The organism is Xanthomonas sp. NCPPB 4037, assembly GCF_041475695.2.
Classification (GTDB): domain Bacteria; phylum Pseudomonadota; class Gammaproteobacteria; order Xanthomonadales; family Xanthomonadaceae; genus Xanthomonas; species Xanthomonas campestris.
On record NZ_CM191261.1, the window covers coordinates 3,890,083 to 3,914,771 of the forward strand.

24 protein-coding genes and 1 pseudogene are annotated in these 24,689 nt (G+C 57.8%); 12 read left to right on the plus strand and 13 right to left on the minus strand.

Annotated elements, in window-relative coordinates:
* Both ACCQ01_RS17255 and ACCQ01_RS17260 read right to left on the minus strand, forming a co-directional pair.
* The gene (locus ACCQ01_RS17255; RefSeq protein ID WP_228431002.1) at positions 1-525 is read right to left on the minus strand and encodes a hypothetical protein; all 525 of its coding nucleotides are present in this window, start codon (positions 523-525) and stop codon (positions 1-3) included.
* Between the two features lie 17 nt (positions 526-542).
* Positions 543-1,886 (minus strand): site-specific integrase, encoded by a 1,344-nt coding sequence (locus ACCQ01_RS17260; protein ID WP_323370307.1) that lies wholly within the window; start codon positions 1,884-1,886, stop codon positions 543-545.
* 658 nt (positions 1,887-2,544) lie between these two features.
* On the opposite strand from ACCQ01_RS17260, the gene ACCQ01_RS17265 reads away from it, so the two are divergent.
* The 3 genes from ACCQ01_RS17265 (at position 2,545) to ACCQ01_RS17275 (ending at position 3,608) form a co-directional block, all read left to right on the plus strand.
* Entirely contained in the window at positions 2,545-2,886 is a 342-nt protein-coding gene (locus ACCQ01_RS17265) for a VOC family protein (RefSeq protein WP_228431004.1), read from the plus strand.
* 64 nt (positions 2,887-2,950) lie between these two features.
* A complete protein-coding gene (locus tag ACCQ01_RS17270; RefSeq protein WP_076037058.1) occupies positions 2,951-3,232 on the plus strand; it encodes a toxin-antitoxin system TumE family protein in 282 nt (93 codons plus the stop codon).
* 7 nt (positions 3,233-3,239) lie between these two features.
* Complete coding sequence (locus ACCQ01_RS17275) at positions 3,240-3,608, plus strand: HVO_A0114 family putative DNA-binding protein (RefSeq protein ID WP_065628137.1); 369 nt, start codon at positions 3,240-3,242, stop codon at positions 3,606-3,608.
* 71 nt (positions 3,609-3,679) lie between these two features.
* On the opposite strand, the gene ACCQ01_RS17280 is transcribed toward ACCQ01_RS17275, so the two are convergent.
* The gene (locus tag ACCQ01_RS17280) at positions 3,680-5,275 is read right to left on the minus strand and encodes a MobA/MobL family protein (RefSeq protein WP_228431006.1); all 1,596 of its coding nucleotides are present in this window, start codon (positions 5,273-5,275) and stop codon (positions 3,680-3,682) included.
* Positions 5,276-5,541: 266 nt separating this feature from the next.
* On the opposite strand from ACCQ01_RS17280, the gene ACCQ01_RS17285 reads away from it, so the two are divergent.
* Positions 5,542-5,796, plus strand: a complete 255-nt coding sequence (locus ACCQ01_RS17285; RefSeq protein WP_070698046.1) for a hypothetical protein — start codon at positions 5,542-5,544, stop codon at positions 5,794-5,796.
* Between the two features lie 61 nt (positions 5,797-5,857).
* On the opposite strand, the gene qatD is transcribed toward ACCQ01_RS17285, so the two are convergent.
* The 6 genes and pseudogenes from qatD to ACCQ01_RS17315 all read right to left on the minus strand — a co-directional run bounded on the left by qatD (position 5,858) and on the right by ACCQ01_RS17315 (position 12,529).
* Positions 5,858-6,577, minus strand: a complete 720-nt coding sequence (gene qatD / locus ACCQ01_RS17290; RefSeq protein WP_081340490.1) for a Qat anti-phage system TatD family nuclease QatD — start codon at positions 6,575-6,577, stop codon at positions 5,858-5,860.
* A 20-nt stretch (positions 6,578-6,597) separates the two neighbouring features.
* Positions 6,598-7,905, minus strand: a complete 1,308-nt coding sequence (gene qatC / locus ACCQ01_RS17295) for a Qat anti-phage system QueC-like protein QatC (RefSeq protein WP_228431008.1) — start codon at positions 7,903-7,905, stop codon at positions 6,598-6,600.
* Positions 7,902-8,657: a Qat anti-phage system associated protein QatB gene (locus tag ACCQ01_RS17300; RefSeq protein WP_070698049.1), complete on the minus strand. Its 756-nt coding sequence runs from the start codon at positions 8,655-8,657 to the stop codon at positions 7,902-7,904. The genes qatC and ACCQ01_RS17300 overlap by 4 nt, the downstream gene beginning before the upstream one ends.
* Positions 8,658-10,427, minus strand: coding sequence for a KAP family P-loop NTPase fold protein (locus ACCQ01_RS17305; protein WP_228431010.1), 1,770 nt, complete (start codon positions 10,425-10,427; stop codon positions 8,658-8,660).
* 88 nt (positions 10,428-10,515) lie between these two features.
* Positions 10,516-10,938: pseudogene (locus ACCQ01_RS17310) on the minus strand (XVIPCD domain-containing protein); the annotation flags it as partial.
* Positions 10,939-11,929: 991 nt separating this feature from the next.
* A complete protein-coding gene (locus ACCQ01_RS17315) occupies positions 11,930-12,529 on the minus strand; it encodes a hypothetical protein (RefSeq protein ID WP_228431014.1) in 600 nt (199 codons plus the stop codon).
* A gap of 307 nt (positions 12,530-12,836) precedes the next feature.
* On the opposite strand from ACCQ01_RS17315, the gene ACCQ01_RS17320 reads away from it, so the two are divergent.
* Complete coding sequence (locus ACCQ01_RS17320; RefSeq protein ID WP_228431016.1) at positions 12,837-13,856, plus strand: exodeoxyribonuclease VII large subunit; 1,020 nt, start codon at positions 12,837-12,839, stop codon at positions 13,854-13,856.
* Positions 13,857-13,916: 60 nt separating this feature from the next.
* On the opposite strand, the gene ACCQ01_RS17325 is transcribed toward ACCQ01_RS17320, so the two are convergent.
* The gene (locus ACCQ01_RS17325; RefSeq protein WP_372358817.1) at positions 13,917-14,396 is read right to left on the minus strand and encodes a JAB domain-containing protein; all 480 of its coding nucleotides are present in this window, start codon (positions 14,394-14,396) and stop codon (positions 13,917-13,919) included.
* 451 nt (positions 14,397-14,847) lie between these two features.
* Here ACCQ01_RS17325 and ACCQ01_RS17330 point away from each other — a divergent pair, with 451 nt between their 5' ends.
* A complete protein-coding gene (locus ACCQ01_RS17330) occupies positions 14,848-15,330 on the plus strand; it encodes a hypothetical protein (RefSeq protein WP_206710324.1) in 483 nt (160 codons plus the stop codon).
* Between the two features lie 436 nt (positions 15,331-15,766).
* Here the strand turns inward: ACCQ01_RS17330 and ACCQ01_RS17335 are convergent, their stop codons facing one another.
* Entirely contained in the window at positions 15,767-15,991 is a 225-nt protein-coding gene (locus ACCQ01_RS17335; protein WP_228431021.1) for a hypothetical protein, read from the minus strand.
* A 553-nt stretch (positions 15,992-16,544) separates the two neighbouring features.
* Here ACCQ01_RS17335 and ACCQ01_RS17340 point away from each other — a divergent pair.
* The 3 genes from ACCQ01_RS17340 (at position 16,545) to ACCQ01_RS17350 (ending at position 22,284) form a co-directional block, all read left to right on the plus strand.
* On the plus strand, positions 16,545-17,945 hold the full coding sequence (locus ACCQ01_RS17340; RefSeq protein ID WP_228431023.1) for a site-specific integrase: 1,401 nt from the start codon (positions 16,545-16,547) through the stop codon (positions 17,943-17,945).
* Between the two features lie 182 nt (positions 17,946-18,127).
* Positions 18,128-20,452 carry an AAA family ATPase gene (locus ACCQ01_RS17345; protein WP_228431025.1) on the plus strand — a complete coding sequence of 775 codons (2,325 nt, stop codon included), beginning with the start codon at positions 18,128-18,130 and terminating at the stop codon, positions 20,450-20,452.
* The gene (locus ACCQ01_RS17350) at positions 20,449-22,284 is read left to right on the plus strand and encodes a UvrD-helicase domain-containing protein (RefSeq protein WP_228431027.1); all 1,836 of its coding nucleotides are present in this window, start codon (positions 20,449-20,451) and stop codon (positions 22,282-22,284) included. Before ACCQ01_RS17345 ends, ACCQ01_RS17350 begins: the two co-directional genes overlap by 4 nt.
* Positions 22,285-22,387: 103 nt before the next feature.
* Here the strand turns inward: ACCQ01_RS17350 and ACCQ01_RS17355 are convergent, their stop codons facing one another.
* Positions 22,388-22,546, minus strand: coding sequence for a hypothetical protein (locus ACCQ01_RS17355; protein WP_228431028.1), 159 nt, complete (start codon positions 22,544-22,546; stop codon positions 22,388-22,390).
* A 97-nt stretch (positions 22,547-22,643) separates the two neighbouring features.
* Positions 22,644-23,051 carry a helix-turn-helix domain-containing protein gene (locus ACCQ01_RS17360; protein WP_323370304.1) on the minus strand — a complete coding sequence of 136 codons (408 nt, stop codon included), beginning with the start codon at positions 23,049-23,051 and terminating at the stop codon, positions 22,644-22,646.
* Between the two features lie 42 nt (positions 23,052-23,093).
* On the opposite strand from ACCQ01_RS17360, the gene ACCQ01_RS17365 reads away from it, so the two are divergent.
* From ACCQ01_RS17365 to ACCQ01_RS17375, 3 genes are read left to right on the plus strand one after another with little or no spacing between them, the layout of a single operon-like run.
* On the plus strand, positions 23,094-23,855 hold the full coding sequence (locus ACCQ01_RS17365; RefSeq protein WP_228431032.1) for a hypothetical protein: 762 nt from the start codon (positions 23,094-23,096) through the stop codon (positions 23,853-23,855).
* Between the two features lie 44 nt (positions 23,856-23,899).
* Positions 23,900-24,214 (plus strand): hypothetical protein, encoded by a 315-nt coding sequence (locus ACCQ01_RS17370; protein ID WP_206710319.1) that lies wholly within the window; start codon positions 23,900-23,902, stop codon positions 24,212-24,214.
* Positions 24,211-24,546 carry a hypothetical protein gene (locus tag ACCQ01_RS17375; protein ID WP_228431034.1) on the plus strand — a complete coding sequence of 112 codons (336 nt, stop codon included), beginning with the start codon at positions 24,211-24,213 and terminating at the stop codon, positions 24,544-24,546. The genes ACCQ01_RS17370 and ACCQ01_RS17375 overlap by 4 nt, the downstream gene beginning before the upstream one ends.
* Positions 24,547-24,689: the final 143 nt, after the last annotated feature.

The window sequence follows — 24,689 nt, forward strand, 5'->3', positions numbered from 1 at the left end:
TTACCTCATACCATGATTGCTTGAATTAATTGGGACATTGGCCATTGCGATATCAGCCTTCATCGCTACAAGCGCGGATTCAGCACTTTCAGGAGATGTGAACATCTTAATCGCACCTAAGACTCCGTCGCCAAGCTGAGCTAGCATATAGCGGTAAGCGGGCTGCTTCTCTGATCTTCTGGACTGCCCCACCCCACCTTCCCACACAGTTATTTCCATCACCGCCGCGCCTATAGATGGCTCAAAGGCAATTACGGATTTCGATTCGTATTTATGTTCCGCAACGGGTGCCTCACCCGCAGGAGACGCTACTGGACACTCACCAAAAAAATCACCGATACTTTGAGTTGACACGATCGGGTAGCCTCCATCGCGACTATTGAAAGCAGAAGCATAGTCGTCGTATTGGTTACCAATCTGCTTCGGCGGGCTATCCCCATTCAATACGACAAAATAAGACTGCGCTTTTATACACCCAGTCACCTCGTACGGAATATCTATTTTACAAATCACTACATCAACCATACAAACGCTCCATAAATTTATCTGCGCGACCCTTTAAGCCAATTGCTACAACTTTTCCCATATTCAGGCAAAGCAATCGGTGGCCTAAACCGCGCAAGGGTCATCACACGATCCGGAAGTGTGCGTCGATCAATGTAGAACTTCTCCAACACCCCCTGCCCTCGCGCATGACCCGTGATCGCCGCAATGGCTGAGGCCGACACACCCGCCTCATCCAAACGCGACGCGATTGTGTGGCGAAAGCCATGAAAGCCTTGCCCTTTCGCCGTGATTCCTTGACGTTTAATGTAGACCGAAAACTGTCGGCTCAACTGTCGACCAAAGCCCAGTCCGGTGCTATTGGGCAGATGCGGAAAGATTTGCGTGTGCCCAGCTTGGCGCACTTCATCGATGTAGACAAGAAAGCCGGAATCGATCACAGGTTTGGCCAACGGCACAAAACGGCGGCTGTTCTTGTTCTTGACACTCTGTCCCTTGCCGCCCTGTCGCACGAAGAAGCCCGGCACACCGTCGATCGTGTCAATGTCCTCCACCCGAAGCTGCGCGATCTCGTTCACCCGTGCCCCTGAGTAAAGCCCAAGCATCGGGCCAAACCATCTGTGCGGATACTTTTTGGCCCAAGTAGGGAAGGCCACCGGATCGAAGATGGCTTTCAACTCAGCATCGGTAAAGGGCTCACCCGTGTCGTCTGCATCGGGTGTCGAGATCGCCCGGATACCCGCCAACGGATTGCTCGCCAGAAGCCCTGCCGCCACCAGCGACACCAAGAACACCGACAAGCGCTGTCGATGCTTGGCAACCGTCCAGGCGGCAGGCTCGGGAACTTGATTGGCTTGGGCAAGCGTCACGACATCCATGACGGCAAGGCCCTTGTAGGGCGCGCGCTTGGTCGCATTCGACGGCCACCACCGCACGACATCGAAAAATGCGCGTACATGGTCTGCCGTCAATTCGGAAACCGCGAGATCTTGCCCCACGGCACCCGCAAACAAACGCAATGAGTGACGGCTTTCAAGCACTGTCTTGCTGTGGAGCTTGGCACGCCCTAAGTCCCCCAAGTGATCAGCAATCGCTTTGGACAACAGTGGGCCGGACGCCTTGACCTTGCCAGTGCGCCAGCCACTTGGTTTGGTGGGCGCGGCATTTTCGCTGGCTGGCTCGCGCAACAACTCAGCAAATAGCGCTGCGTCTTCGGGGGTATCAATCTGGGCCTTGCCCAGACGCGTGCCGTTAGGCAGCGTCACATCGGTCAATGTGAGTTCGCGCAGTCCTTGTTCTCGAATGCGGCGCAGCACTTCGTCCAGATCCACCGGGTTCCCCTGCCTCAATGCTTGGAACGCTTTCGATAGTGCCATCCCCATGTAGGCAGACACCAGACGCGCAGCGTCGCCGGGGCGAAGATTGAGAGGACGAACAAGAAAACGCGAGCCGACTTGCCCCCGCAAATCAACAGGAACCAAGAAGCGCACGTAGAGGCCTGAAGGCCGATGCAGCAAGAGGGGTTTTGGCAAAACAATACCTCAAACGATACCTTGGGAGGTCGTTCGAGGCGGTCTTCAGTCAGGCGAAATAGTCAGCACGGTCAACAACTTAGCACTGAAATTCGCAAGACTGGAGCGGGCGATGGGAACAGAATCCTCGCACGCCAACCAATTGATTTTCCTGGCTTATCCCCGGGGCGGGTGATCCAAAATGATACCTTTCGTGATACCCCGCGTGATACCTGATCATAGCTAAGCGGGCGCCAGCGACTCAAGGCTCATGTGCTGAATCCGGGTTATTGGGAACCAAACACCCCGAAAGAACGGCAACCCAGATCCCGAACGCGTCACTGCGCCGAAGCAGGGTCGGCACATGCCGGGCATGGGTCGAGACATTCAGCTGCAAATATGATTAAAGCGCATACCTAGCATGAGACCCTTGACCGTATTCAAATTTGTGAAATGGCGCCCGAAGCGAGCTCTTGCGGAAGTGGTGATTCTTGGTTGGATGAGGACTTCCCCACACGCAGGAGTTTTCATGACCACCCATCCCCAACAACTCGAAATCGCTGGCCAACTGCTTGCCGGGCTGATGAGCCAAACGCTCTCTGACGAGCCGCTGGTGCGCCAACGCAATGTCTGTAACGCCTGGGCGTCCGCTGGTGAGTTGATCGTCTACAGCCAGAAGAAGCCGCCAGGTGCGGGCAACGCCGCCCAATCCTTGGAGCACGCTCCTCCCCGGCCCTCCCAGCCGGTGCGCACACGGGAAGCCGTCATCGTTCGGGAGCTCCCGTCAGTGGAAGAATGGCGCGCAGGCTGGAAGACCAAGGGGGTCCAGTTGGATCCAGTGCGCAGCAAGAAGCGCCCAACGCTTCACTGAACCCTACACGGGGCGTGAGTGATGTAATCTTGACAACACCTTTGGTTGTTGTCAGGATTGCAACATGAGCAGCAAGAGTCAGGTGCTGACAGATCGCCGCGTCAAGTTGGGTGAAGATGCTTTTGCTGAAATACGTATCGTGCTTGTGCCCAAGCCCGTGCGCGGTAGTGCCCACAACTACAAATATGGTTTGGCTTACGTGGTCGCTGGGACATGTGTATTACGTTACGACAACGAAGCAGGCAAAGGCGACCACAAGCACATAGGCGCGGTGGAAATGCCTTACAACTTCACCACCCTGGATCAATTAACCGATGATTTTTGGGCCGATGTGGCCCTACTGTGAGGACAACATGGAAAAGAACATTCTGACCATTGGGGTCGCCACGATAGAGGAAGTGAAAGCGCAGATGAAAGCTGCAGCGCGCGGAAAAGGCGACGCCGTGCCGCGCTTCACTTTCACGAGCGGCGAAGATCTTCTGAGAACACTGAATGCCAACCGCTGGAGTCTGCTGGAGGCTCTTGCCGGCACCGGCCCGCTGGGCGTGCGAGAGCTGGCTCGACGGGTAGACCGTGACGTGAAAGGCGTCCACACCGACGCGACTGCCTTGGTGGACTGCGGCCTGATCAACAAAACCGAAACCGGTGCTCTGCATTTACCTTACGACGGCGTGCATGTCGAGTTCGAAGTGCGAGCGGAGGCGGAAGCTGAGGCAGCGTAGTTTAGTGGCGCCATCGTCCGACCATTTGGAACTACATCAAGACGAGCCCCGCAGTGCGGGGCTCTTTGGTTTCAGTGGAAGCGCGGCGGCCGGGGAACGTAGGCCGGCGCAGGAGGTGCGACGATGACAGGGCTTGGACGCGGCTCATCGGGTTCATTCGCCATGTCGAGTGCCAAGGGATAGCGCTGGAGCATGTCTCGGCTCCATACCTCCAGATGCGCCGCACTGGCCAACGCCTCTTTCTCGCAGAGGGCTTGTTCCTCCGGGGTCACCCTGGCCCTTGCATCGGCTAGCTCTGTGACTCGGGCTTCGAGGGTGCTCAGTCGGCGACCACGCCTCTGCTTCCATCCTCCCTGCATCCACGACGGACCGGGCTCGGGATTGTTCGCAACGAAGTCGTTCCATGAGTTTTCGGCCATGTGATGCAACTTCTCGGCGCGACGCTCGGCCAGCAGCCGCCGGGCGAACTTCATGGCGGCTGCCTTGAAGCGCCGCAGTCGCCGCAGCAGCTCGTTGAGGTCCGGGCGCAGCCGGGCATCTTCGGCGAAGGCAGCCACGCGTTCCCTGATCCATTGCAGCAGGTCCAGTGTTGCGTGGAGTGTTTTCGCCAAGCGGGGATCCGCTTGAACAGCCACTCCCCATTCGTCGCTGGCCTCCTCCGCGAGCTCGGCGACCGAACGTGGCTCGCGGGGCGGCTTGGCATCCTCGGCCTCCAGCAGTCCCAACCCACGGGCAATGGTCGCCATGCTGCGGGACACCTCGATATGCCCTGCCCCGCGCCCGAGCGGCAAGGACAGCACATCAGAAGGTCGGCGAGCCTCGCGCTCGGCCTGGGCCTGGCTGTGACCGTCGGGCACCGGCATGGCTCGCCCTTCTTGCTCGAAAACGGCGATGAGCTTTTGGAAGGTCTCCTCGTTGGTCTCTTCGATCCGACGGTTTGCGTCCGAACGCTCCGACGGCTGGCCCCGTCGAGCCAGCGCGGTCCCGTTCTTGCCGACGTGCTTCGTCGGCTCGCGGGACAGCACGGCAGCGGCAGCCAAGTCGCCGCGCGCCAGTGCATCCTCGGCTTGGACCTCAAGTCGGCGGTGGTCCACCCGAATCTCGAGCGCGGCTTTCTCAAGGTGCGCGTTGATGGTGGAGGCAATCAGTTCGCGCACCCACTGCACCTCGACACGTCCCGACGGCCCGCCGTCCAGTTCCTTGGTTTTGTCCGTGAGACCGTCTGGACCCATGCGCCGCGTCGTTGCCAGGACATGGACGTGCCAGTTCAGCCCATCCTTGGAACCAGGGCTGTGGATACTGGCTTGGGCCACGAACCCGTAGCGGCCAACTAAGGCGCGCGTGACCTCCACGGCCAAGTCGAGGCGCTGGAGGTCATCTAGTTCGTGGGGCAAGGCGAATTCAAACTCACGTGCAACCGTCGAGTCCTTGCGACGCTCGGCAGCCTCCGCGGCCGGCCAGAGCTGGGCGGGAATCAGGGCCCAGTCAGGCGCGCCTTCGGGGGCGATGCAGCGCGTTTCGACCACGCCGTCCCGGCGGCGGTAGTCGTGGCGCAGGCCGGTGAGCGCGTCCTCAAGCAGCAGGCCGGCGCGGTAGGCGGCCGCTGCGACAGATGAGTGCCCCTTGGCGCGGCTGAAGGTCTTGACGTTGGCGTGGTAGATGGCCATGAAGCATGGGTTCCAAAGCGGTTGAGTTCGCTTCGTTATGCCGTGGATTCGGATTTGCGCAAGGGCTGAAAGCGCTTGGGGTTCAAGGGGCGAAGACCCTTGCGCACGTGTCACGCAGTGACACCTAGGTGCGCTCTTGCTTCTTTCTTTTAAGCTTTGTTTTTCAGGCTTTTCGATTTTCGAAGCGGCCTAAATTCGAGACCACCTCAACGCTTGACGCGAGCCGTTTTCCTGATTGACTCATTTCCAAGCGACAGGAGAAACGCATGACCGCAACGAATCACTACCGAGACCAAATTCAGCGGGCCACCGAGCGCTTAGCACAGCTGCAAGCGAAAGAGCTTTTAGCCAACCAGCGCCGCGAAGCGAAAGAGCAGGAAACGGCAAAGCGAGAAGAAATGAAACGACGGCAACGCGTGGCCGACCTGGTTTTTTTAGCCGGAGCCCAGGCACTCGACGACGACGCTCTGCTGAGCGCCCTAAAGGCTCTCATTGAGAGTAGACCAACACGCCCCCATTGAACCATGCCAGTCAGCACTGGCGCAGAAAGAATCCAACCAACTGGCTGCCCTCTCAGCACTGCTACAGCGAAACCAGCTCTCTCAGGTTCTTCACCACTTGCTCGGCAGCGACCTCAGCCGATACGCCCCAGGTTTGAGACAGGTGTTGAACGACCTCGCTACACTGGGCCGGTGCCAAGGCCCGTCCGCGTAGCTTCGCGAAGGGGCCATCCGTTTCAGTGAGAACGCGCTCAGGCGGCATAAGCTTCACAAGCTCACGGCCTTTCGCTCCGCTGACCATGGCGCTTCCGACGGAGAACCAGCAGTCCATTTCTGTAGCCCTAGCCAGCTCTCTCTTTGTCCCTGAGAACCAGTGAAGTATCGCGACACCAAAGCCTTTATGCTGATCCAAAGAATCCATGACTTCCGTCGCGGCATTGCGGCTGTGAATAGTCAAGATTCTTCCGCCCTGATCGGCACACGATTTCAGAACATGGTGAAATACCTCGACCTGCCGACTCCAGAACTCTCTGCAATCGGACCCGCCATCCAAGCCCACCTCTCCAACGTATCTAGTCTCTGGCAAAAGGCGGTCGAACAGGCTGAGTTCTCCAATACGCTCTCCCGCCAACTGAGGATGGAGCCCCAGGGCAGTCTTGATGCGCGGGTAGCGACTAGCCAGTTCACGAGTTTTGATCCAAGCAGAGGGAGTCGTTGTAACCGACAACACGTAGGCACCACTGCGTCCTGCCCGCTCGACCTCCACCCCAGGGTCAGGATAGAGGTCGAGATGGCAATGCATGTCTACAGTGGGAGCCGGCATCAAAACTGGACTTGTGACCTGAGGTAATCCTCCACCTCAATCATCCCACGCCGCACCGCTTCCACGCGAGAATCGCGGTCGGCTGCAACCAGTGGCATTGGCCCGGTCTGTGCGACCCATTTCGCCACATCAGCCTTAGGAAGCCGTCTGACGGCCAGCAACATCGCCATCAAATCGTCAGCGTCGGCGCCGTGATCCAAGAAGTGCTGGAGCACTTGTCCCTCCGGTTGATAGTCCGTTCCATCCTTCATTCCTGCCCCATGATATGCAGCGCGGCGGATAAGGCACGGAACGCAGCGGCCGCACTGAGTTCTTTTGCGCTTCCACTTCCCACAAGACACGGTCCTGTCGGCAATCTGCCTGAGGCGAGCTTGGTCTAGACAATCCCTCATCATCTCGCCCTTAGTCTTGTCTGCGTAAGGGTTCTTGATGTCAACGAGCAAACCAACTTGGTCAAGAATCCTCTGCACGAGATTCAGGTAATAAGGGTGAGTCGTCCTGGTGCTAAGTGCACCAATCCGCCGCGGGGTCAGAGGCGGGTTCAACGCGATCAGACCGTTTTCGGGGACAAACAATGTGCGACGATTCGATCCTGGACCCACCAAGGCGGACGCCATCAAGACTCCCATGGCGAGGAAGTTGAAGCTGCGGGTCCGCATTTGAACGTCGTTCCCAACCTCCAGCCACCCACTAGGATTTGCCTGTGCGCCAAACCTAACCAGGTTGGCCCCCAACTTCGGCAATAGCTCAATTTGGCGCTTAGCATCGTGCGTGTAGGCATGGCTCACCAAAATCGGTTTGCGGCCCTTCTTGAGCAAATCCAGCACCCCGATGGCGCTATCCAGACCTCCTGAAAACAAGCATGCGCAGTCGCAAGGGGCCGGGTCGATCACTTTCCTGGTTCGAACCTTAAAGACAGGCGGCGGTGCACCGTCTCCCACAAGCTTGATAGACCAGACGTCTCCACTCAGGAAGTTGAGCGCACTCGTCAGCAGAGGGACCACCGGCACCCAACGAGCAGGTTCGACAAGCGCGACGGTCAGCTGGATGTCCCGTGCCCACCCATCGGCCGCATCATCTCGATTGACAAACGTATCTGAGGCAGTGACCGCCATCGATAGCGAAAGAAAATCAAATGCAATGGGGTCAATAGGCGCCTTTAAGCGGGCAAGCCGGTTGTAAAGACTCAACCCAATCGCAGCCATTCCTAGTTTGTTAGGAACACCTCCATACAAGTGGACTGGAATAACATCCGCTTGCGGAGCCGGAAGCTTAGTCAAATCAGGATGCACGACCACAGTAGTCATGACTGATAGTCCTCCCACTCCTTCCAAACTTCCTTGATGGCTGCGATTTGGACAGCCTGCATTTCCTCAATGGTCAGCTGCGAGATCTTCCCCGACAGCAACGGCTTCATATGCTTGTCGGTAACAACCTCAACCAGCTGCATAAGTTCTTTTTCCGCTCGCTCCACAGCCTCGGGACTGTCGGCTTTCGTAAAAGCCTTGTCCGAATCCATGACGATTGCTTGAAAAATCGATAGCGCCGTATAGGTCACCATCAGGTTCACGAGGATCTCGTCTGTGATGCTGGCAAAGTCGAAGGCCTCCACCCCGTCCAGACACATCGAAAGAGCCTCATTGAGCGCCGTCCGGATTCGGTCAGCGTCGCCATTTTCTGGCACAAGGGCATCAACCAAGGCATCAATAACCTCCCGCGTTGGCCTTCCAGATAAAGCGGCAAGGTTGACCGGTGCTCCTGGCGAGTTGGTCCGAAGCTGATTCAGCGTTCCGAACAAGCCGGCGCCGGCCTGAGCGACTGAACCGAAGCGCCTGGGGCCTACCGCAGAGCCTCCAGTAGAAGAGCGAGCGTAGCTGTTGAGCGCCTTACTCAGTTGCTGCCCATCACCGCTTGCCACGAACTTACCAAGGTGCGTCCGAAATGACTTGAAGCGGTTTTCCTCAGGCTCCGGCCCGGGGCCCTGCCCGTCCACATCCGCCCACGGCGGAACCAGGGGACTGCGGTTATTGGCTCCCTTGCTCGATGTTGATGTTCCCATCTACGCTACTCCCTTAGCCCATGCCTTGTCTTTTACAAGCGCCTTCAACCATGGTGACTTCTTACCTGGCAGGCCTGTTAAAAAGGCGCCAAGCTGCCGGCCGGCATCTGCATCCGAATCGGCGAGCAACACCGCACCATTTATTGCATCGGGACGAACACTCCAGTCCGCATGTCCCCTGAGAGAAGCGAGTAGCTCACGCATTACGGCCCCATGTTCACCCGAAGCAATGCCAGCGATTGCCATCGCGGCAGCAGGTGAAGAAAGAGTCTTCACATTGGCCAAGCGAAGAACCGCCTCAGCCGACGACTGAGACATGTCACCGGCAATGGAGCGCAGCACAGCCGTTTCCTTGCTGAGATACACCAATGGTCTCAAATCAAGGCCACTCAAGACAGGCTTCAATCCAAGCCAGTCATGCAAAAAATCCGCACTCTTCTTCCATTCTACGGGGCACGCCTCTTCGAACTTCTTAGGATCGTCAGAAAGCCTTTCTAAGGTAGCGATGAGCTCAGGCTTTCCTTGGGCGGCTTCATTGATAAGTGCATAGAGCTTCCTAACGGCCACAGGGTCTGCACAACGTTCAAATAGAGCAAACTTGGCGACCATGGCTTCGTCTACCGGCATGCCGCGCCTAGCCGCAATGCGGGCGCGCAAGCGCACGACATTGAGAAGCCTTTTGACAATCCTCGGGTTTCCCTCGACAAATGTTGATTTCGCCAGAAGCGCCGACATGCGCTCTGCTATATCAAAACTCATTTGTATAGCGTCATCGCCCCCCACCAGCTTTGAAGCCGCATCCACCGTTATCGGTGGCTCTTTCCAGCTGGCGCGCAGGTTCTTTTCGAGAGCATTTCTAAGGTCGTCCATCTTCGCTTGACTCACATCGCCAGCCTCAGCAAAGAGCATGAAGAGATATGCGCGAATTTCGGTAACGCCCAGCCTCGGAACCCTCACCGGTATTTGAATGAGCTTGTCCAAGTAATCCGTTACATGCCGCTCGTTGGCGCCATTGAAATGCTGACTCACCGAGTGACGCACCATGTCTTCATCAGCTGCTACAACAAATGCGGATTGCTCCATGAAGAGGAATAGTCGCAGCGCTTCAAGCGTATGAATTGTCTGCTCTGGCAGGCAACGGTCTAGGTTGTCGACAAAGACCACCAGCGTCTTATCCAGACCAACCAGCAGCCTCTGGAACTCTTCACGAAATGCATCAACATGTTCAGGCGGGCTTTTACCCTTTACAGGGTCCACCAATCCAGCCACAGCCTTAACTCCGTCCGCCGCCGCTTGAGTGCCTTCCGCCTCCGGCGTTCCCGCGAACAATTTTTCAAGGCCTGCCACTGCTTTAGAGCCAACTCCCATCAGCGGCATGCCATGCAAGGCGGCAACAACTTCTATCCCCAGCCCCAGGGTGCGCATGGTGTTCACACGCGCCAGCAAGCTTTTAGAAATCCCTAGAAGTCCTGCATCTTTCTTCGCAGCCTCATACAGCCGGCGCGCGATGACATCCATAAGTGCGGCGCGTGCGTCGTCGTAGCCCTGATAGAGCCATGCGTCGAACCGGATGATGATCACCTCATCTTTTGCATCATCCAGCAGCCGCCCCTCTATGAGATTCAGCAGGCTGGACTTACCAGTTCCCCAGGTTCCGAATACACCGACCGAGACTGGCCGCATGCTGGGATTCAGCAACACCTCCGATACAACCTCCGCTAATTCGAGGTAGTTGAGGTAATCACGCTTTGTCTCGATGTCAGACCACATACCTTCCCCCTGAGTCCATTCCACTAGCTGCAAGGCCATCAATTCCTTGCAAACCCGCCAGCGCATCAAAAAGATACTAGCAAAACCGTCATGGACCGCTCATCGTCATCTGTGGTCCTTGCTCCTGCTGAGCCGTTTTTTGCTGAGTCTGTTCCATCTGTTGCTGCCGCACTTGGTCTTGCTTGATGACCTCGGCCTGCTGAAGGTTCTGCTGGGCCGGCTGCTGGGAGGCCTCGCGCCCATCGACATGGGCATGGAAGATTGGCGCAACTCCAATTCCATGCGGGGCGTAAACCGCAAACACGTTGTGAGCCCCGTCCTTACCCAGGCCCCCGGTGACCTGGTCCACACGCTTAAGCAAGGGGTCTTCGGTCTGCTGCTTGTAGAGCGAGGCGCTGACGTTCCGGCTCTCTTCTTCGCTCCAGTTGCCCGTGCCTTTGACCCAGTCATGGATGCGGGCATAAGTCTGATGGTCGGCATGGGCCGGGTTGTCAGCCAAAATCTGCTGCGGCTGGATATCATTTTCTGCCTTCAACTCAGGGCGATTGCTATTGCCTGCGCCTAACTGCCGCACCTCCACTTGACGCACTTGTCCCTGGGAGGTATCCGCAAACCCGAACGTCTTGCCCACCCCACCCAGGTCAATGCCCGCGTCTTCGGCTTGCTGGGCACTTACCCCCAGCTCCTGCAGGTTGTAGCCCAACTTAGGCATCGGCTGCGCCGTGGCGCCTGCACGGTCTTTCCAAATATCAGCACCGGCACCAACGACGTAAGCCGTGTAGTAGGCCTGGTAGACCGACGTGCCCTTGTGCCCCAAGGTGCTGCCGCCCTTGTCAAAATGGCACTCGGCCACCGCCTCCACGGCAGGACTCGCAATACGGCCCTGCGTGAGCTGCAACCCATGCTCATCCAGCCGGACGCCGGGCTCCAACTGCTCGTTGGTAACGCAGGCGGTCGTGGGGTCCAGCCGACGAAGCAGGTCTTTTTGGTTGACTTCGCCGGTGGTCGTGGCTACCCGGCTCGCCACAGAGTTCATGCTCATCAACTCTGCCAGGCCCTCGTCCCGGCGAGCGGAGGCAAGATATTCCTTGGCTATAGGAGTGACATCCACCACCGGCTCACCGTATTGGGCTCCCTCTTTCAGGGCTTGGTCGATGCCGTAGGCAAGCTTGTATCGCGATTGCTCAGCCGACTTGGCCATCAACGCATGCCCGGTCTCGTGACCCAACACACCAGTCAGCAAATCCACGCGATCGGATTGCTTGGTCCTCTGGAATATATCCGCGCTGACATTGACTGTGCCTGTGCTAGCGTCGTAGTGCCCACCTTCGTTCGGCCGGTTTGACACCGACAGGTGACGCAAACTGCCGCTCTCGATGGCCTGGGCCATCGCAGACGCAAGATAGGGAGAGGTTTCGACGGCCTCGCGAAAGTCCCGAGCAGCCGAAGGCGGCAACCCGGATTGCTTCTCTGCCTCGCTGAGGAGCTGCTCGACACGTGGGTCAACCATCGATTGGCTCCAACTCGAAGGTCACTCTCGAAACACAGTGTGGGTCATTGCGGTTGTCTGTCTTGACGGCGACGTAGACACCAAGGCTTTGGCCGGCCTGCTTGTCGAACATGATCCGATGGTCGTCACCAAAACCCGGCTTGGTCATCCGGAAGCCCGCCAATAAAAGAGGCGCTTGCACCGCGTTCATGGTGAGTTCGCATGAACTAGGCGGGCTGACCGACACTTCTATCAAGTGGCCAGGGTGTTTGGCGTAAGGCTTCCAGACCGCCACCGCATAGCCCGCTTTCTCCAAAGCGCCCCTAGCCCCATAGCGGCGCCCCTTGGCATCGGGAGGCAACTTCAACCCCATGGCCCGCTCAACAGCTCCCGGATCCGTGTCGGCTTGGGAGCGAAGAGCCTGCGCCAATTGAACGATGGCACTGGTCAGTGCGGGCGCGGTCAACGCGGGCCCCGGCAGCAAATCGGGGTATTCGTCCACTTCGACAAGCCGAGGCGTGGCCTTTGCCGCCGCGTCAGCTGCGATATCAGATGCCGCAGCAGCTTTGTTCTGTTCGGCCTCGATTGAGGCCTGGCTTGGGGGGGATGGCACAGTGGTCTCCTGAGGCGAAGCCGAAGGTTGAGCGCACGCCACCAGTCCCGAAGTCAAAACCCCTGCAGCCAATGTCATGGCCAAGGCACAGGAGAGGGGGCGTCCATTGCGACTGAAGTCCATAAGCCAGCTCATATTAAGAGTTGGGAGGCTCAGTCTATCCGCACAGTAGCCCAGCAAGTCAAACGTGAGAATTGGCGGACGCACCCCATGGTTGTGTGACATATCTCCCGGTATAGCGAGTCGCTCGTGGGCCATGTTTCGATCGCTGGGCTACATTGAGTGAAATGCTTCCATTGATGCGCTCATGTCCCAAGCAAGCAGCAATCTCGACTCAGCAGCCACCGACGCCAACACGCCTTGGATCACCGCTGACCAGGTTGGGCCCCTTGCACGGCTAGAAGGGGGGAAGACGCCAATTCGCGTGGCTGGAAGAGCGAAGAAACTCTCGCCCTGGAAACATTTCTGCTATGGGGTTTTTGAGCCTTATCCCGGCACCGAGTTGAGCTTCAGGATTCCCGTGGATGAGCAACCTCAAGACGACGCCCCGATCATCATTGCAGGCGTGTTGACGGTGAACAGAAAAATGTCCGTAGAGCTCCAGGGGCGCGTGGAGGGCCCCTGGCTCACGGTCACGCGCGAGCCAGTGGTGCCCATCCCGGATCGAGGACGTAATCCAGTGGCGATTGGGGAGTTCCTCGGGAGAAATGGCCTTTCTGGGCTTGGCTTCCTTGCGAGCAAGACCGGCTGGGATGACATCTGCTCGGCAGCGCGCTTGCCAGAACTGCGCAACAACTCGCAAGTGACGGCCCACTTCGGAGATGAAGCCAAGTTCCTTGAAGCATTGAAGCAGCTCACTGGGACCGGCGTGAAAGGACTGGTCATCGCGCGAGGTGGTGGGGAGCGCTTGGAGGCCATTGGCGACTCACGCAACGTCACCCGTGCCCTGATCGAAACAGGCCTGCCCTTCTATGTCGCGCTGGGCCATGCCAACGACGTGCTGTTGCTGGACAAGCACGCCGACGATGTTTTCCTCACGCCCAGCGATTTCGGCCACCGACTGCGAGATTGCCTGGATGCAGCTCAAGAAGCAGAAGACGCACGAACCGAAGCAAGCGATGCCGAAGACAAGTTGATTCAACTCTCGACAAAACTGGATCGGAGGGAGTCTGAGCTTGATGAAACGCGTCGCCATTTGGGTGAACTCTTGCAGCAGAGCAAGCTGGATAGTCAGGGCTTAAAAGCCGAACTCCGACAGTGGAAGATGTTCGCTACGGTCGCGGGCGCATCCGTTTTCTTGTTGTTGCTATGGCTTGCTATGCGGTGAGCGGTGGGTCCCGTTCTACGGAGCACATCTGCGCCGTCGTCAACCGATGGAAGAAGGGGGCTACGCCCACCCCCTTGCGGCCAGGCTGGTGTGCTGCCGGCCACCGATGACCAGGTGGTCGAGGACTCGGATGTCCAGCAGACCCAAGGCCTGCTCCAGGCGCTTCGTGACTTTGCGGTCGGCTTCGCTGGGCTCCGGATTCCCGCTCGGGTGGTTGTGGAAGAGGATGACGGCGACGGCGTTGAGGTCCAGGGCACGCTTGGCGACCACCCGGCTATGGACTTCGCAGCCGTCGACGGTGCCGGTGAACAAGTGCTCGGTAGAAATGATGTGGTGCTGGTTGTCCAGGAAGACGACCCCGAAGACTTCGTGCGGCAGGTGGGCGCAGCGGGCGACCAGGTAGTCACCGGCTTGGTCAGGGCTGTGGATGCGGCCTTGGCGTTGAAGGCGTTGCTCCAGGATGGTGGCTGCTGCGAGCAAGATGCCCTCCTCGTCCATCTGGAGTTGGTATTGAGCCTTCAGGTCTTGGGTGCGCTTCATCGGTTCTTCTCCACCAGCGCGTTGTGCGCCTCGTGGGAACCGACAGGCGGAGCGTCCGGCCCTACCGCACCCGAGAGCGAGCACCGCGCAAGCGGCGCACAGCGAAGGGCCGCAACAGAGCGCCAGCGCCGAGAAGAAGGCCTGTCCTTGCGGTCGGGCCAGCGAAGCTAAGGTCCCTTTCAGAGGCCCAGCGCTGGTGGAGATGAAGAACGTTGAGACCCATCCCAGCTGGCGAATGCCTACCTGAGTGGAGAGGAATCAGCAGGTGTTATCGGCCATTGGATTGATGGGTCAAAGCATCCTGCTTGGCCAGGACTTGCCCTTTGCGCATTGGCTTGCGTGTCTGACGCAAACTGGTCCGCATGGATACGATTCGGGCCTACCGCCCTCACGACTTCGACGCATGCATGGCGGTCTTCGATGGCAACGTGCTGGCGTTGAGAAGCTCATCGTGACCGACGTTGTGATGCCAAGCTCAATCAAGGAATACGACATTCGGAGACTGTTGAATCCCAAAGACGTGGCGAGCTTGGACGGAATAAAGCTATGGCTTCACGCGGTGTCGCTAGGCAATCGCTCTAGCACTGCTGATGACGTGGACCTAATCACAAGCGTGCCCTGGCATACTGCACAAACCGAGCAAAAGGAGTTGTGCGTGCCGATCTACATGGTGAGTTTCGAGTGCAAGAGTAGCGACAAGGACTACACAGGGTTTTTCTCAAAGATCAAAGAAATTGGCCATCCTTGGTCTAACGATGTGGGTTCGACTTGGCTCATCGGCCATCTGGGAAACGCCAGCACCATACGCGATGCATTGAAGCTACACCTTGATAAGGAAGATCGCCTTCTGGTGGCCAAGCTGGCAAAGAAGGACGCCGCGTGGTCCGGCTTTTCAACGATGAGTTCCGAGTGGCTGATGCGACACCTGAGCTAGACAGCAACCTCGGCGATTCGAACCGGGCTAGGAAAATACCTACAGTCCAGTCCACCTTTCGCCGACAGTGTCTCAAGCTCTTTCCCTCCATGATGACGTCTTGCCAAGGGCTGGCCCTGGCAGTCGTTTGTCTGAAGATGGTGTCAGGCAACCAGAGGTGCATAGCACCCTCGAGGAGGATCACTGTTGGGCGTTACGGCAACAACTCGGCACGTGGGCGATTACCTGCTCACAGCCCACATCACCCCGTCTGACGGGAAGTTCCTTCCAGAGCTCCTAATTTCCAGGCCCGGCGGCATCACGCTTCACCGCTACCCAGTCCCCAGTGTTGCCTTCCCTGATCGAAGCGCTGCGTATGACTACGCCAAGCACTGGATGGCTGTGTGCTATGTGTCGAGCACAGGCTCAGTAAGCGCGGCCTAACAACCCCCTGACCTCAGCCCTCGCCGTCCGCCTCTGTTAGCCCATGCCAAGACAAGATTTCCTCGGCCCGACGGCCGACGAACTGCGCGTCCTCGCTCGTCGCTGCCTTGCTCTCGATGGCAGCGGCCATGACTGTAAAGGCTCTCCAAAAGTGGCGGCGGTCAGGACTCGACGCGCGCAACGCTGGCACCGCTGCGTCTAGTTGATTGAGGTGGATGCGCAACTCGGCTCGGTCCATGATCTCAAGTATCGGCAGCCCGGTCGCACCGCTTGAGACGCATCGTCGCCAGGGCAGCACGGAGTCAGTTTCTTTCAGGTGCCGGCACGACGCTGCTCAAGCGTCCCGCGGGGTGAGCGACCATTGGGTCCCACGTCCGGCAAGCTCACATTGAACCTCCGACGTTTACCGCGCCATAGGTCTCGCGCCCGATGGAATGTCAGAAAGTTCCGAACCAGGCTCATTACTCTCCGTATAATAAATTAAACCTAACAATTAATAGTCTAACATTTAACTTATATTCACTTTAAAGCAGCGCTACTTAAGCTATTTAGTTAGCTTGTTTACTGCAAACAGTACACAAATGACTGCGATAAATCGACTCAGCCTTCCTTGAAACCCTTGGTTTATAAGGCGTTTCGCCAGGTAACGGATTAGCGAATCCGGGAAGCAGCCCAGAGGGGACGCCCCAACACCTGAGGACTGCGCCGGCAACGCAAATTTTTGTATCGCCCCCGTTGACGAATTTTCGTCCTGTCATATCCCTACTTCCATCTCTCGATGGAAGTGACCCATGACCGCTCTACCCTCCGCAACACTCAACGATTACATCGCCTCGCCCTTCGGGCTCTTGCATTTGGAAGGCATCCACATCGGCCGGTTCCGCATTGACCGCGCCATCATCCGAGGCCGAGAAGCGGCTATCAACCTTCAAGAATGCATCCTCGCCGCACTCGACGAAACTGGACGGAAGAGCGGCCTGAAGAACAGCACGCGCTACCCTGCGCAGTTACCCATGGGCACACCGTCACGCCCACTGGCCAAGGAAATCGAGGACCACCTCGAAGACATGCGCCGCCGGCAGCTCGACCCGAAGACTGTGCAGTCCACCGAGCGCACGTTGAAACTGCTGCTGCTCACCTGCGGCAACATCTCGGCAGCTCGAGTCGACTATTACCACATCCAAGCGCTCTGGACGCTGCTGCGCTGGGCTCCGAGGAACTTGGTGTCGGATCCGCTGCTGAAGGACCTCTCCTTTGACGAGGCAATCGCCCTGGGTAAAGAGCAAGACGTGCCGCCGCTGGCGCCTGCCACCGAGGAGCGACACCGTCGGTTTTTGGTCGCCTTCTTCAACCACTTGGTCAACGGACAAGCCATCGACGTGTCACCGATGAAGGCATTCCGAAAGCCCAAGAAGGACGACACCATCGATCCAGAAAAGGCCATCCGCCTGTTCGAAGACGAAGACCTTCAAACGATCTTTGACCCGGCCAACTTTCTGCCCTGGGCCAAGAAGCCGCAGTATTGGTGGGCGCCGATGATTGGCCTCTATACGGGGGCGCGAGTCAACGAGGTCTGCCAGTTGAAGCTGACCGACATCATCGAGGAACGCGGGGTGTGGTGCATCGCTTTTCAGAAGACGTTGGACCAAGACTTGGCCGCAGACCCGAAGCGACGGCGGCGCAGCCGGCAAAGCATGAAAGGCGCGGGCTGCATGCGCATCATCCCCATCGCGAAGCCGCTCCTGGAGGCCGGATTCCTCGAGTTCATGGAGGACATGAAGGAAACGGGCCATCCTCGGCTGTTCCCGCTGCTCTCTGCGGGCGTGAACCGCACGACGGGGGAAACCAACGCTCGCTACAGTCAGCAGTTCGTGGTGGACTTTGGGCGCTATCTGAAGAGCCTGGGCTTCCCCAAGGGCATCGGGTTCCACGCCTTCCGCCATACGCTGGCCACTGAGCTCGACGTCAACGACGTGCCGGAGAAGGAGATTGCCTTGGTCACCGGCCACAGCACCGACCCACGGGATCGGGTCCAGGTCTTGCGCCAGCACTACCTGCACAAGAAACCGCAGGTGACGCGCAGCAAGCAGCTTGCCGCTTTAGAGCTGTATCAGCCCAACGTGGAGCTGCCGCGCTACCAGCGGGGGCAGTTCGACAAGTGCTTGGCTGATCCGAGCAAGTTCTACCCATGAACGCATCAAAGCGTGAATTAACCGAGCTCATGCATATATATTAAGACGTCCCTGCGCCTCTTCCGCCCGGGACGACCACGCCGTAGAGTGGCATAGAGCGCTCGCACGGCTAGGACGCTTCGCAACCGTTAGCTCGAAACTGTCCAGCCGCCTTTCGTGCCGCACTGCTTGAAGGAGGAACAGTGCACATCGACTTTATTGAAGTAGCTAACTTTCGAAAACTGCTTGCTACAAGGATAGATCTTGCGAAGGAATCGACAGTCTTTGTAGGTGCCAATAACAGCGGCAAGACATCTGCAATGGTTGCCATGAGACGCTTCTTGGTGGACCAGCGCGACTTCAACATCAACGACTTCACGCTAAGTCATTGGCCGGCCATCAATGATCTGGGAAGCGTTTGGGAAGCGGAGTCACAAGAAGGTGAGCCCACCGAATTCGACTGGGACTCGATCTCGCCAGCGCTTGACGTTTGGCTGCAAGTTCCTGACAACCAGCTCCACTACGTCCAAGGGATCCTCCCCACACTCGATTGGGACGGAAGTGCCATCGGCGTCCGCCTCCGTTACGAGCCGAAGAACGCGGACGACTTCAAACGTGAATACCTCAACGCAAGGTCGGCTACTAAAACGGTGATGTCAGCGGCGTCGGCACTAGAAGACGGAGAAGAACCCTTCTCACTCTGGCCGAAGTCGATGATTGACTTCCTTTCCAGACGACTTCGCTCAACATTTGAGGTCAAGGCGTATCTTCTCGATCCAGCTCTATTGGATGACCCTGAAGATGGCTATGCGAACCCACAGCCACTCCCGGCCGGAAGTGAACCGCTTAAGAATGACCCCTTCAAAGGGCTGATACGTATCGATGAGATCAGCGCTCAACGTGGACTTGGCTGGACCGCCTCCAGCAGCGTAAGCGGAGAAGATCCGGATTCCGAAACTTCGCGTTTAGGAAAAAGGCTATCCACCCAGCTCCGCGGTTACTACTCCCAACATCTAGACCCTTTCGATCAACCGGAAGAAAAGGACCTAAAAGCCCTTCAGGCCCTTCACCAAGCTCGGGTCGCCTTCGGCAAGCAGCTTTCAGACTCCTTTGAGCCAGCGCTTAATGAGCTTGAGACAGTGGGCTATCCGGGGCTGACCGACCCAAAGCTGCGACTTGCTGCGGATCTGCGCCCCCTGGATGCGTTGAACCATGGGTCTGCCGTGCATTACGAGGTTCCCACGCACCTGGCCGAGGTAGGCTTTTCCAACCGCCTACCCGAGGAGTCCAATGGACTGGGCTACCAAAACCTAGTGTCGATGGTTTTCGCACTCATGAGCTTCCGCGATAAATGGATGCGGGTAGGTAAGGCGTCGAAACAAGCCTTGTCGGCGGAAGACAACATTCCCCCGCTCCACTTAGTTTTGATAGAGGAGCCTGAAGCCCATCTTCATGCTCAAGTTCAACAGGTCTTCATTGCCCACGCATACGCGGTGCTGCGGAAGCATGGAAGCTTGGGTGACTCCACCGATTTCCATACTCAAATGGTGGTCAGCACGCACTCGAGCCATCTAGCTCATGAAGCTGATTTCACGTCCTTGCGCTACTTCCGCCGCATGCCTGTGAAGGCCTTAAAGGGTTCCGTCCCCGTATCTCAGGTTGTCAATCTTTCGAAGATTTTTGGAACTGACAACGACACGACCCGATTCGTAAAGCGCTACCTAAAGATCACCCACTGCGATCTTTTCTTTGCCGATGGCGCAATCCTCGTTGAAGGACCTGCCGAGCGCATGGTCGTCCCGCACATGGTTCGATGCCGATCCGACTACAAGTATCTCCGACACTGCTACATCACTTGGCTGGAAATTGGAGGCAGTCATGCCCACCGCCTTCGGCCTCTTCTCACCAAGCTCGGCCTCAACACGCTGATCGTTACGGACTTGGACGCCAAGACAACAACCGGAGCCAAGGCGGTTCCGACACGATCCGCCGGACAACTGTCGCGAAACCAAACGATCAAGACTTGGGCACCGAACGAGGACTCCATCGATGCATTACTGGATATGCCGGAGGCATCACTTGCCGATATGCACGAGAGCGGTTTCGGCTTCCGCGTAGCCTATCAACAGCCCATCAAAGTTGACTTCGGCGGGAGTTCGGGCGTCGAAGCTATTGCGAACACTTTCGAAGACGCGCTTGTCTATCAAAACTTAGAATTCTTCAAATCACTGTCTGGCGGCGGCTTGGCCAAGGCAATTCGAGACTCAATCGCCGGTTCGGGTGACACTGCCGAGCTCTCTCAGCGGATTCAAGCGGCCTTGAAGAATGGGGACAAGGCAGAGTTCTCAATGACCCTTCTAGAGAGCAGCAAGCTCGACCAAGTCGACCTTCCAGACTACATTCACAGGGGTCTTCTTTGGCTAATCGCCCAGCTAAAGCGTAAGGAAGACGAGGTCGCTGGAAAACTTCCAATAATTCCTTTGACCACTGGCGACACAGCAGCGGCCGAAGCGGAGGTGACGCCGTGATAAAGGCAGACCATCCTGGGGAGAATGATGTCGATCAGCCTGCTGACGCGCTCATTGCCCGATGCCTGAATCCCGGGAACCCGAAAAGCTTTTTCCTTTTCGCCGGCGCCGGGTCTGGGAAGACCAGGTCATTGGTGGCAGCCTTAGAGCATATTCAAGACAACTGGGGTGAGGGGCTTCGCCGTCAAGGCAAGCGAGTGGGCGTCATCACCTTCACCAATGCTGCATCCGATGAGATCAAGCGACGTATTCAGTTCGATGCGCTCTTCGACGTCCGCACAATCCACAGCTTTGCCTGGTCTCTGATCGAAGGCCTCAACCACGACATCCGAGAGTGGCTGAAAATTAAGATCGCTGAGGATCTATCTGATCTGCGAGAAAAGGAAACGAAGGGTCGCGCGGGGAAGGCATCAGAGGACCGTAAATTCAAGATCGAGGCGGGCACCAAACGCCTAATGGCTTTGCCGAACATAAGAACCTTCATCTACAGCCCAACAGGGACGAACCGAACACGCGATGCACTGAATCATGCGGAAGTCATTCGCATTGCGGCTGACTTCCTACGGTCTAAACCACGCATGCAGAGCATTTTTGTAGGCCGCTACCCCATCCTTCTTGTCGATGAGAGCCAGGACACGAACAAGCACCTTATCGACGCGCTGTTCGAAGTGGCGGACAAGCAGGCAGGGGGTTTTTCTCTCGGCCTGATTGGGGACACGATGCAGCAGATTTACGCCGACGGTAAGGAGAGGCTTGGAACCGAACTTCCCCCCACATGGGAGACGCCTGGAAAACAAATGAATCATCGATGCCCTAAACGCGTCGTCTCACTTCTGAATAAGGTCCGAAGCACCGTAGACCCTCACCAGCAACGACCACGAACAGACGCGCCTGAAGGCACTGTTCGAATTTTCATTGTCCCATCAAGCATCGAAAATAAGATTGAGCTGGAGGGTCGGGTCGCTGCGCGAATGGCAGAGATAAGCCTAGACAGCCAATGGCTACAAGAGGAAGCAGTGAAGACCCTTACGCTTGAGCATAGAATGGCTGCCACCAGGCTGGGGTGTCTAGACGTATTTGTGGCGCTTTACGACATCGATTCGACGAGCCTATTAAATGGCACTCAACCACTTGCGACCTTTTTTACTGACCAAGTGTTGCCCTTGGTCAACGCACATCAGCGAGGCGATCGATTCGCTCTCATGCAGATACTGAAGACGTTTTCACCGCTGGTAAGCGTCGAGAAGCTCAGGGGAGTTCCTGGCAAATCTCATCTTGCAGAGGCTCAATCAGCCGTGGATGAGCTAGTGCTGCTCTTTCGAGATGGCCAAGATCCGACCCTCCAGGATGTTCTTATCCGCATCTTCGAGCGGCGCCTACTGCTAATTCCAGAAAGGCTTGCTGCGTGGACGAGTGCCCCTGACGAAAAGATCACCGAGGGCACGGAGGAAGGAGAAAACGATGACCGGAGCAGACTGATTGACCGCCTCCTGGCCTCTCCTTTCTCACAGATCAGTCCGCTGGCGACATACCTCTCTCGAAAGGCGCGTTTCGACACCCATCAAGGCGTGAAGGGACTAGAATTCGAACGAGTCATGGTCATCATGGACGATCAAGAAGCACGCGGCTTCATGTTTAAGTATGAAGACCTGTTCGGGCGGAAAACGGAGGGGAAGACCTTGGAGGCAACTAGACGACTCTTTTACGTGACCGCCAGCAGGGCCACAAAAAGCCTCGCGCTTGTCGCTTACACCGACGACGTAGCGCGGGTAAGGAAATTCTTGCTGGACAATGCGTGGTTTAGCGAAGACGAAGTGGTTTCTATGGCCTGAAGGTGCTTCGCATCACCGATGTCTCTGACCTTCGGCAATACACCGACGTATCGACTCAGTGTTCCGGCCAACAGCTGTTGGCAGGAACCAAAGATCTTTGAACTTAGACGTTAGCTTCCTGCAGCTTGCTGAAGACCCGGGCAAACAGATCCACAGCAAGGTCGGAATCTTCATCCAGATTTCCCCGACGACCGTAGGTGTCCGAGTGTAGCAACGCTGCAGTGAGTTTGACGGCCGCTTCCAACGCTTCTTCTCGCTTCATTGCTTAGCTCCTTGCGCCTCCATGGCGCAAACCCAGCATATCCCAAAAAAATCGTGGTGCTCAGCGAGTCACTTGAAGGCCGTCGCGATACTCCGCTTCACGCACTTTCTTCGGGCCCACGGAATTTTCTAATCACCTGGATCAGTTCCTGCTGCTCCTCGGGTGAGAGCTGGGACATCACCAAAATCGCCTCTGCCATGGGGTCGCTAACGGCGTGGAAATACGCCACCGGTAGCTCCAGCGCCTCCGCCAGCTTCGCCATGCTTTCGTTGTCAGGCATGCGGTCCCCTCGCTCGTAGCGCGAAATCCTAGGGGCCGCCGAGTTCTGCTCCTCGAGCCCGAGAACAGCCCCCAAGGCGGCTTGGTTCATGCCCCGCGCAAGCCTGGCCTCACGAAGGCGACGGCCAAAGGTGTATGCGGGAGGCAGCGGAGCAGGCATGAAGACCAACGAAGGATGAATTGACCCCCAAGTCTGCCGCTTCCAATCCTGCGCTGCATTTGCCATATTTGCAAATACGCCAAACGGGCGCTATTGCAGGGGTTTGCGATGAATCACACAGGACAAGGAGCGTTCGCTGCGCTCTTGGCGTTGACGCTCGTCTCGCCGTTCACCACCTACGCCCAAGACGTGCCGGCCCAGAAACCCGGCTTCTTCCGCCAGCTCGGCAGAGGCTTGGCCGACACGGGTAAGCAGATGGTCGGCATCAAGCCCAACTCGGACAGCAAAGCCGGCAATCTGACGACCAGCTCGATCTACTTACCCCTCAGTGGTGCCGGGAAGCTGCCTGCTCTCTTCAAAGGAGACAACCACCAGACTGCGCAGGCAGGCCGCTTGGATTGGCCCCGAGTCGCGTTGACCTTCACAGAGTGGGGTGCTTCCCTGCCCTGTTGGACTGCTGAAGCGCGCATCTGGACCAGCCCGACCGCCTCAAGCGTCGAGACCTTCCGCACCTGCTTCGATGCGTCGCTGACGGAAACGGACGACCTGGGTGAAGCCGCTGAGCTCAACAGCGCCGCGCTCTGGAAAGGGCGGGACACCTTGGCCGGTGTCCGCGTGCTGCCCAGCAAGCCCAACACCGGCGCTCAGCGGTCCACTGGCCCCAACCCGCCGGCCCAACCCTTCGTGGTCAACGCGAGCCGCCCTGGCGTGGCTGACCGCGCCGTCGATGTCGCCCTGCGCGTCGCCTGGGTCTCGGGATTCCTCCAGACCGCCGACCTGCACCCGGGACCCTCGGGAATGCTGACGCCCTTCAAGGACAGTCGCATGTGGCTCGCCGGCTTCAAGGCCGACGGGAACGGTGACAAATAAGCCCCTCTTCGCCCTCCTTCCCATTACCCAGCAAAAGGAACGACATGAAAAACGCAAGGATCGGCCTGGTCGCGTTGACCATGGCCTTGGGCCTGACCGCCTGCAGTGGCAAGCCGTCCGCCGCCAACGCCAAGGAAGCCTTTGTCCAGCTGTTGAAAGACAGCGGTGCCGGCCAGGTCAGCGACGTCCAGAACTTCGAGCTCACTGGCTGCGCGGAAGCGGAGGGCGCGGACGGCTACCGCTGCGATACCCGCGGCCAAGCCGTGCTCAACATTGAGGGCCGGCAGGTGCCCATCCCCGTTAGCAAAAATATTCGATATGCGAAGGCCGACGGCAGCTGGAGGGCCTACGCCAAATGAGCGCGCCTCCTCTGCTTGATCAGCCGGTGCCCGCCAGGCGCATGCTCATGACGCCACGGGACCGGTTTTTCTGGTGGTACTCCTTGACCTTGCTCTTCCTCGGACCTTTCGGATTCGTCGTTGGGCCACTCATGGCCCGACGCGCAAGCCGGAAGGCGGCTCGGCTCTACCCGGTAGAGGTCCGTGCGGCCCAGGCGCGTGATTCGGGTTTCTCTTGGTGGCAGTGGTGGGTCATGACCGTGCTGACCCTGATGGGCGCGTTTGGGGCCTACGCCGTGCTGAGTGGATTACCGATGTTCCTGTTTGTGCTGTATGCGCAGTTGACTCAGTAGTCCAATCCAAGAGCAAAGCAGCAGGCACCGCTACCCATGGCGTTCTACACATGCGGCACTTGGGGCGTTATCGCATTCGGGCTCGACATGAGCTATGTTGCGGTCGGGGTTGCAGGAAGATTTGGTTGCCGTCGTTTCGCGGC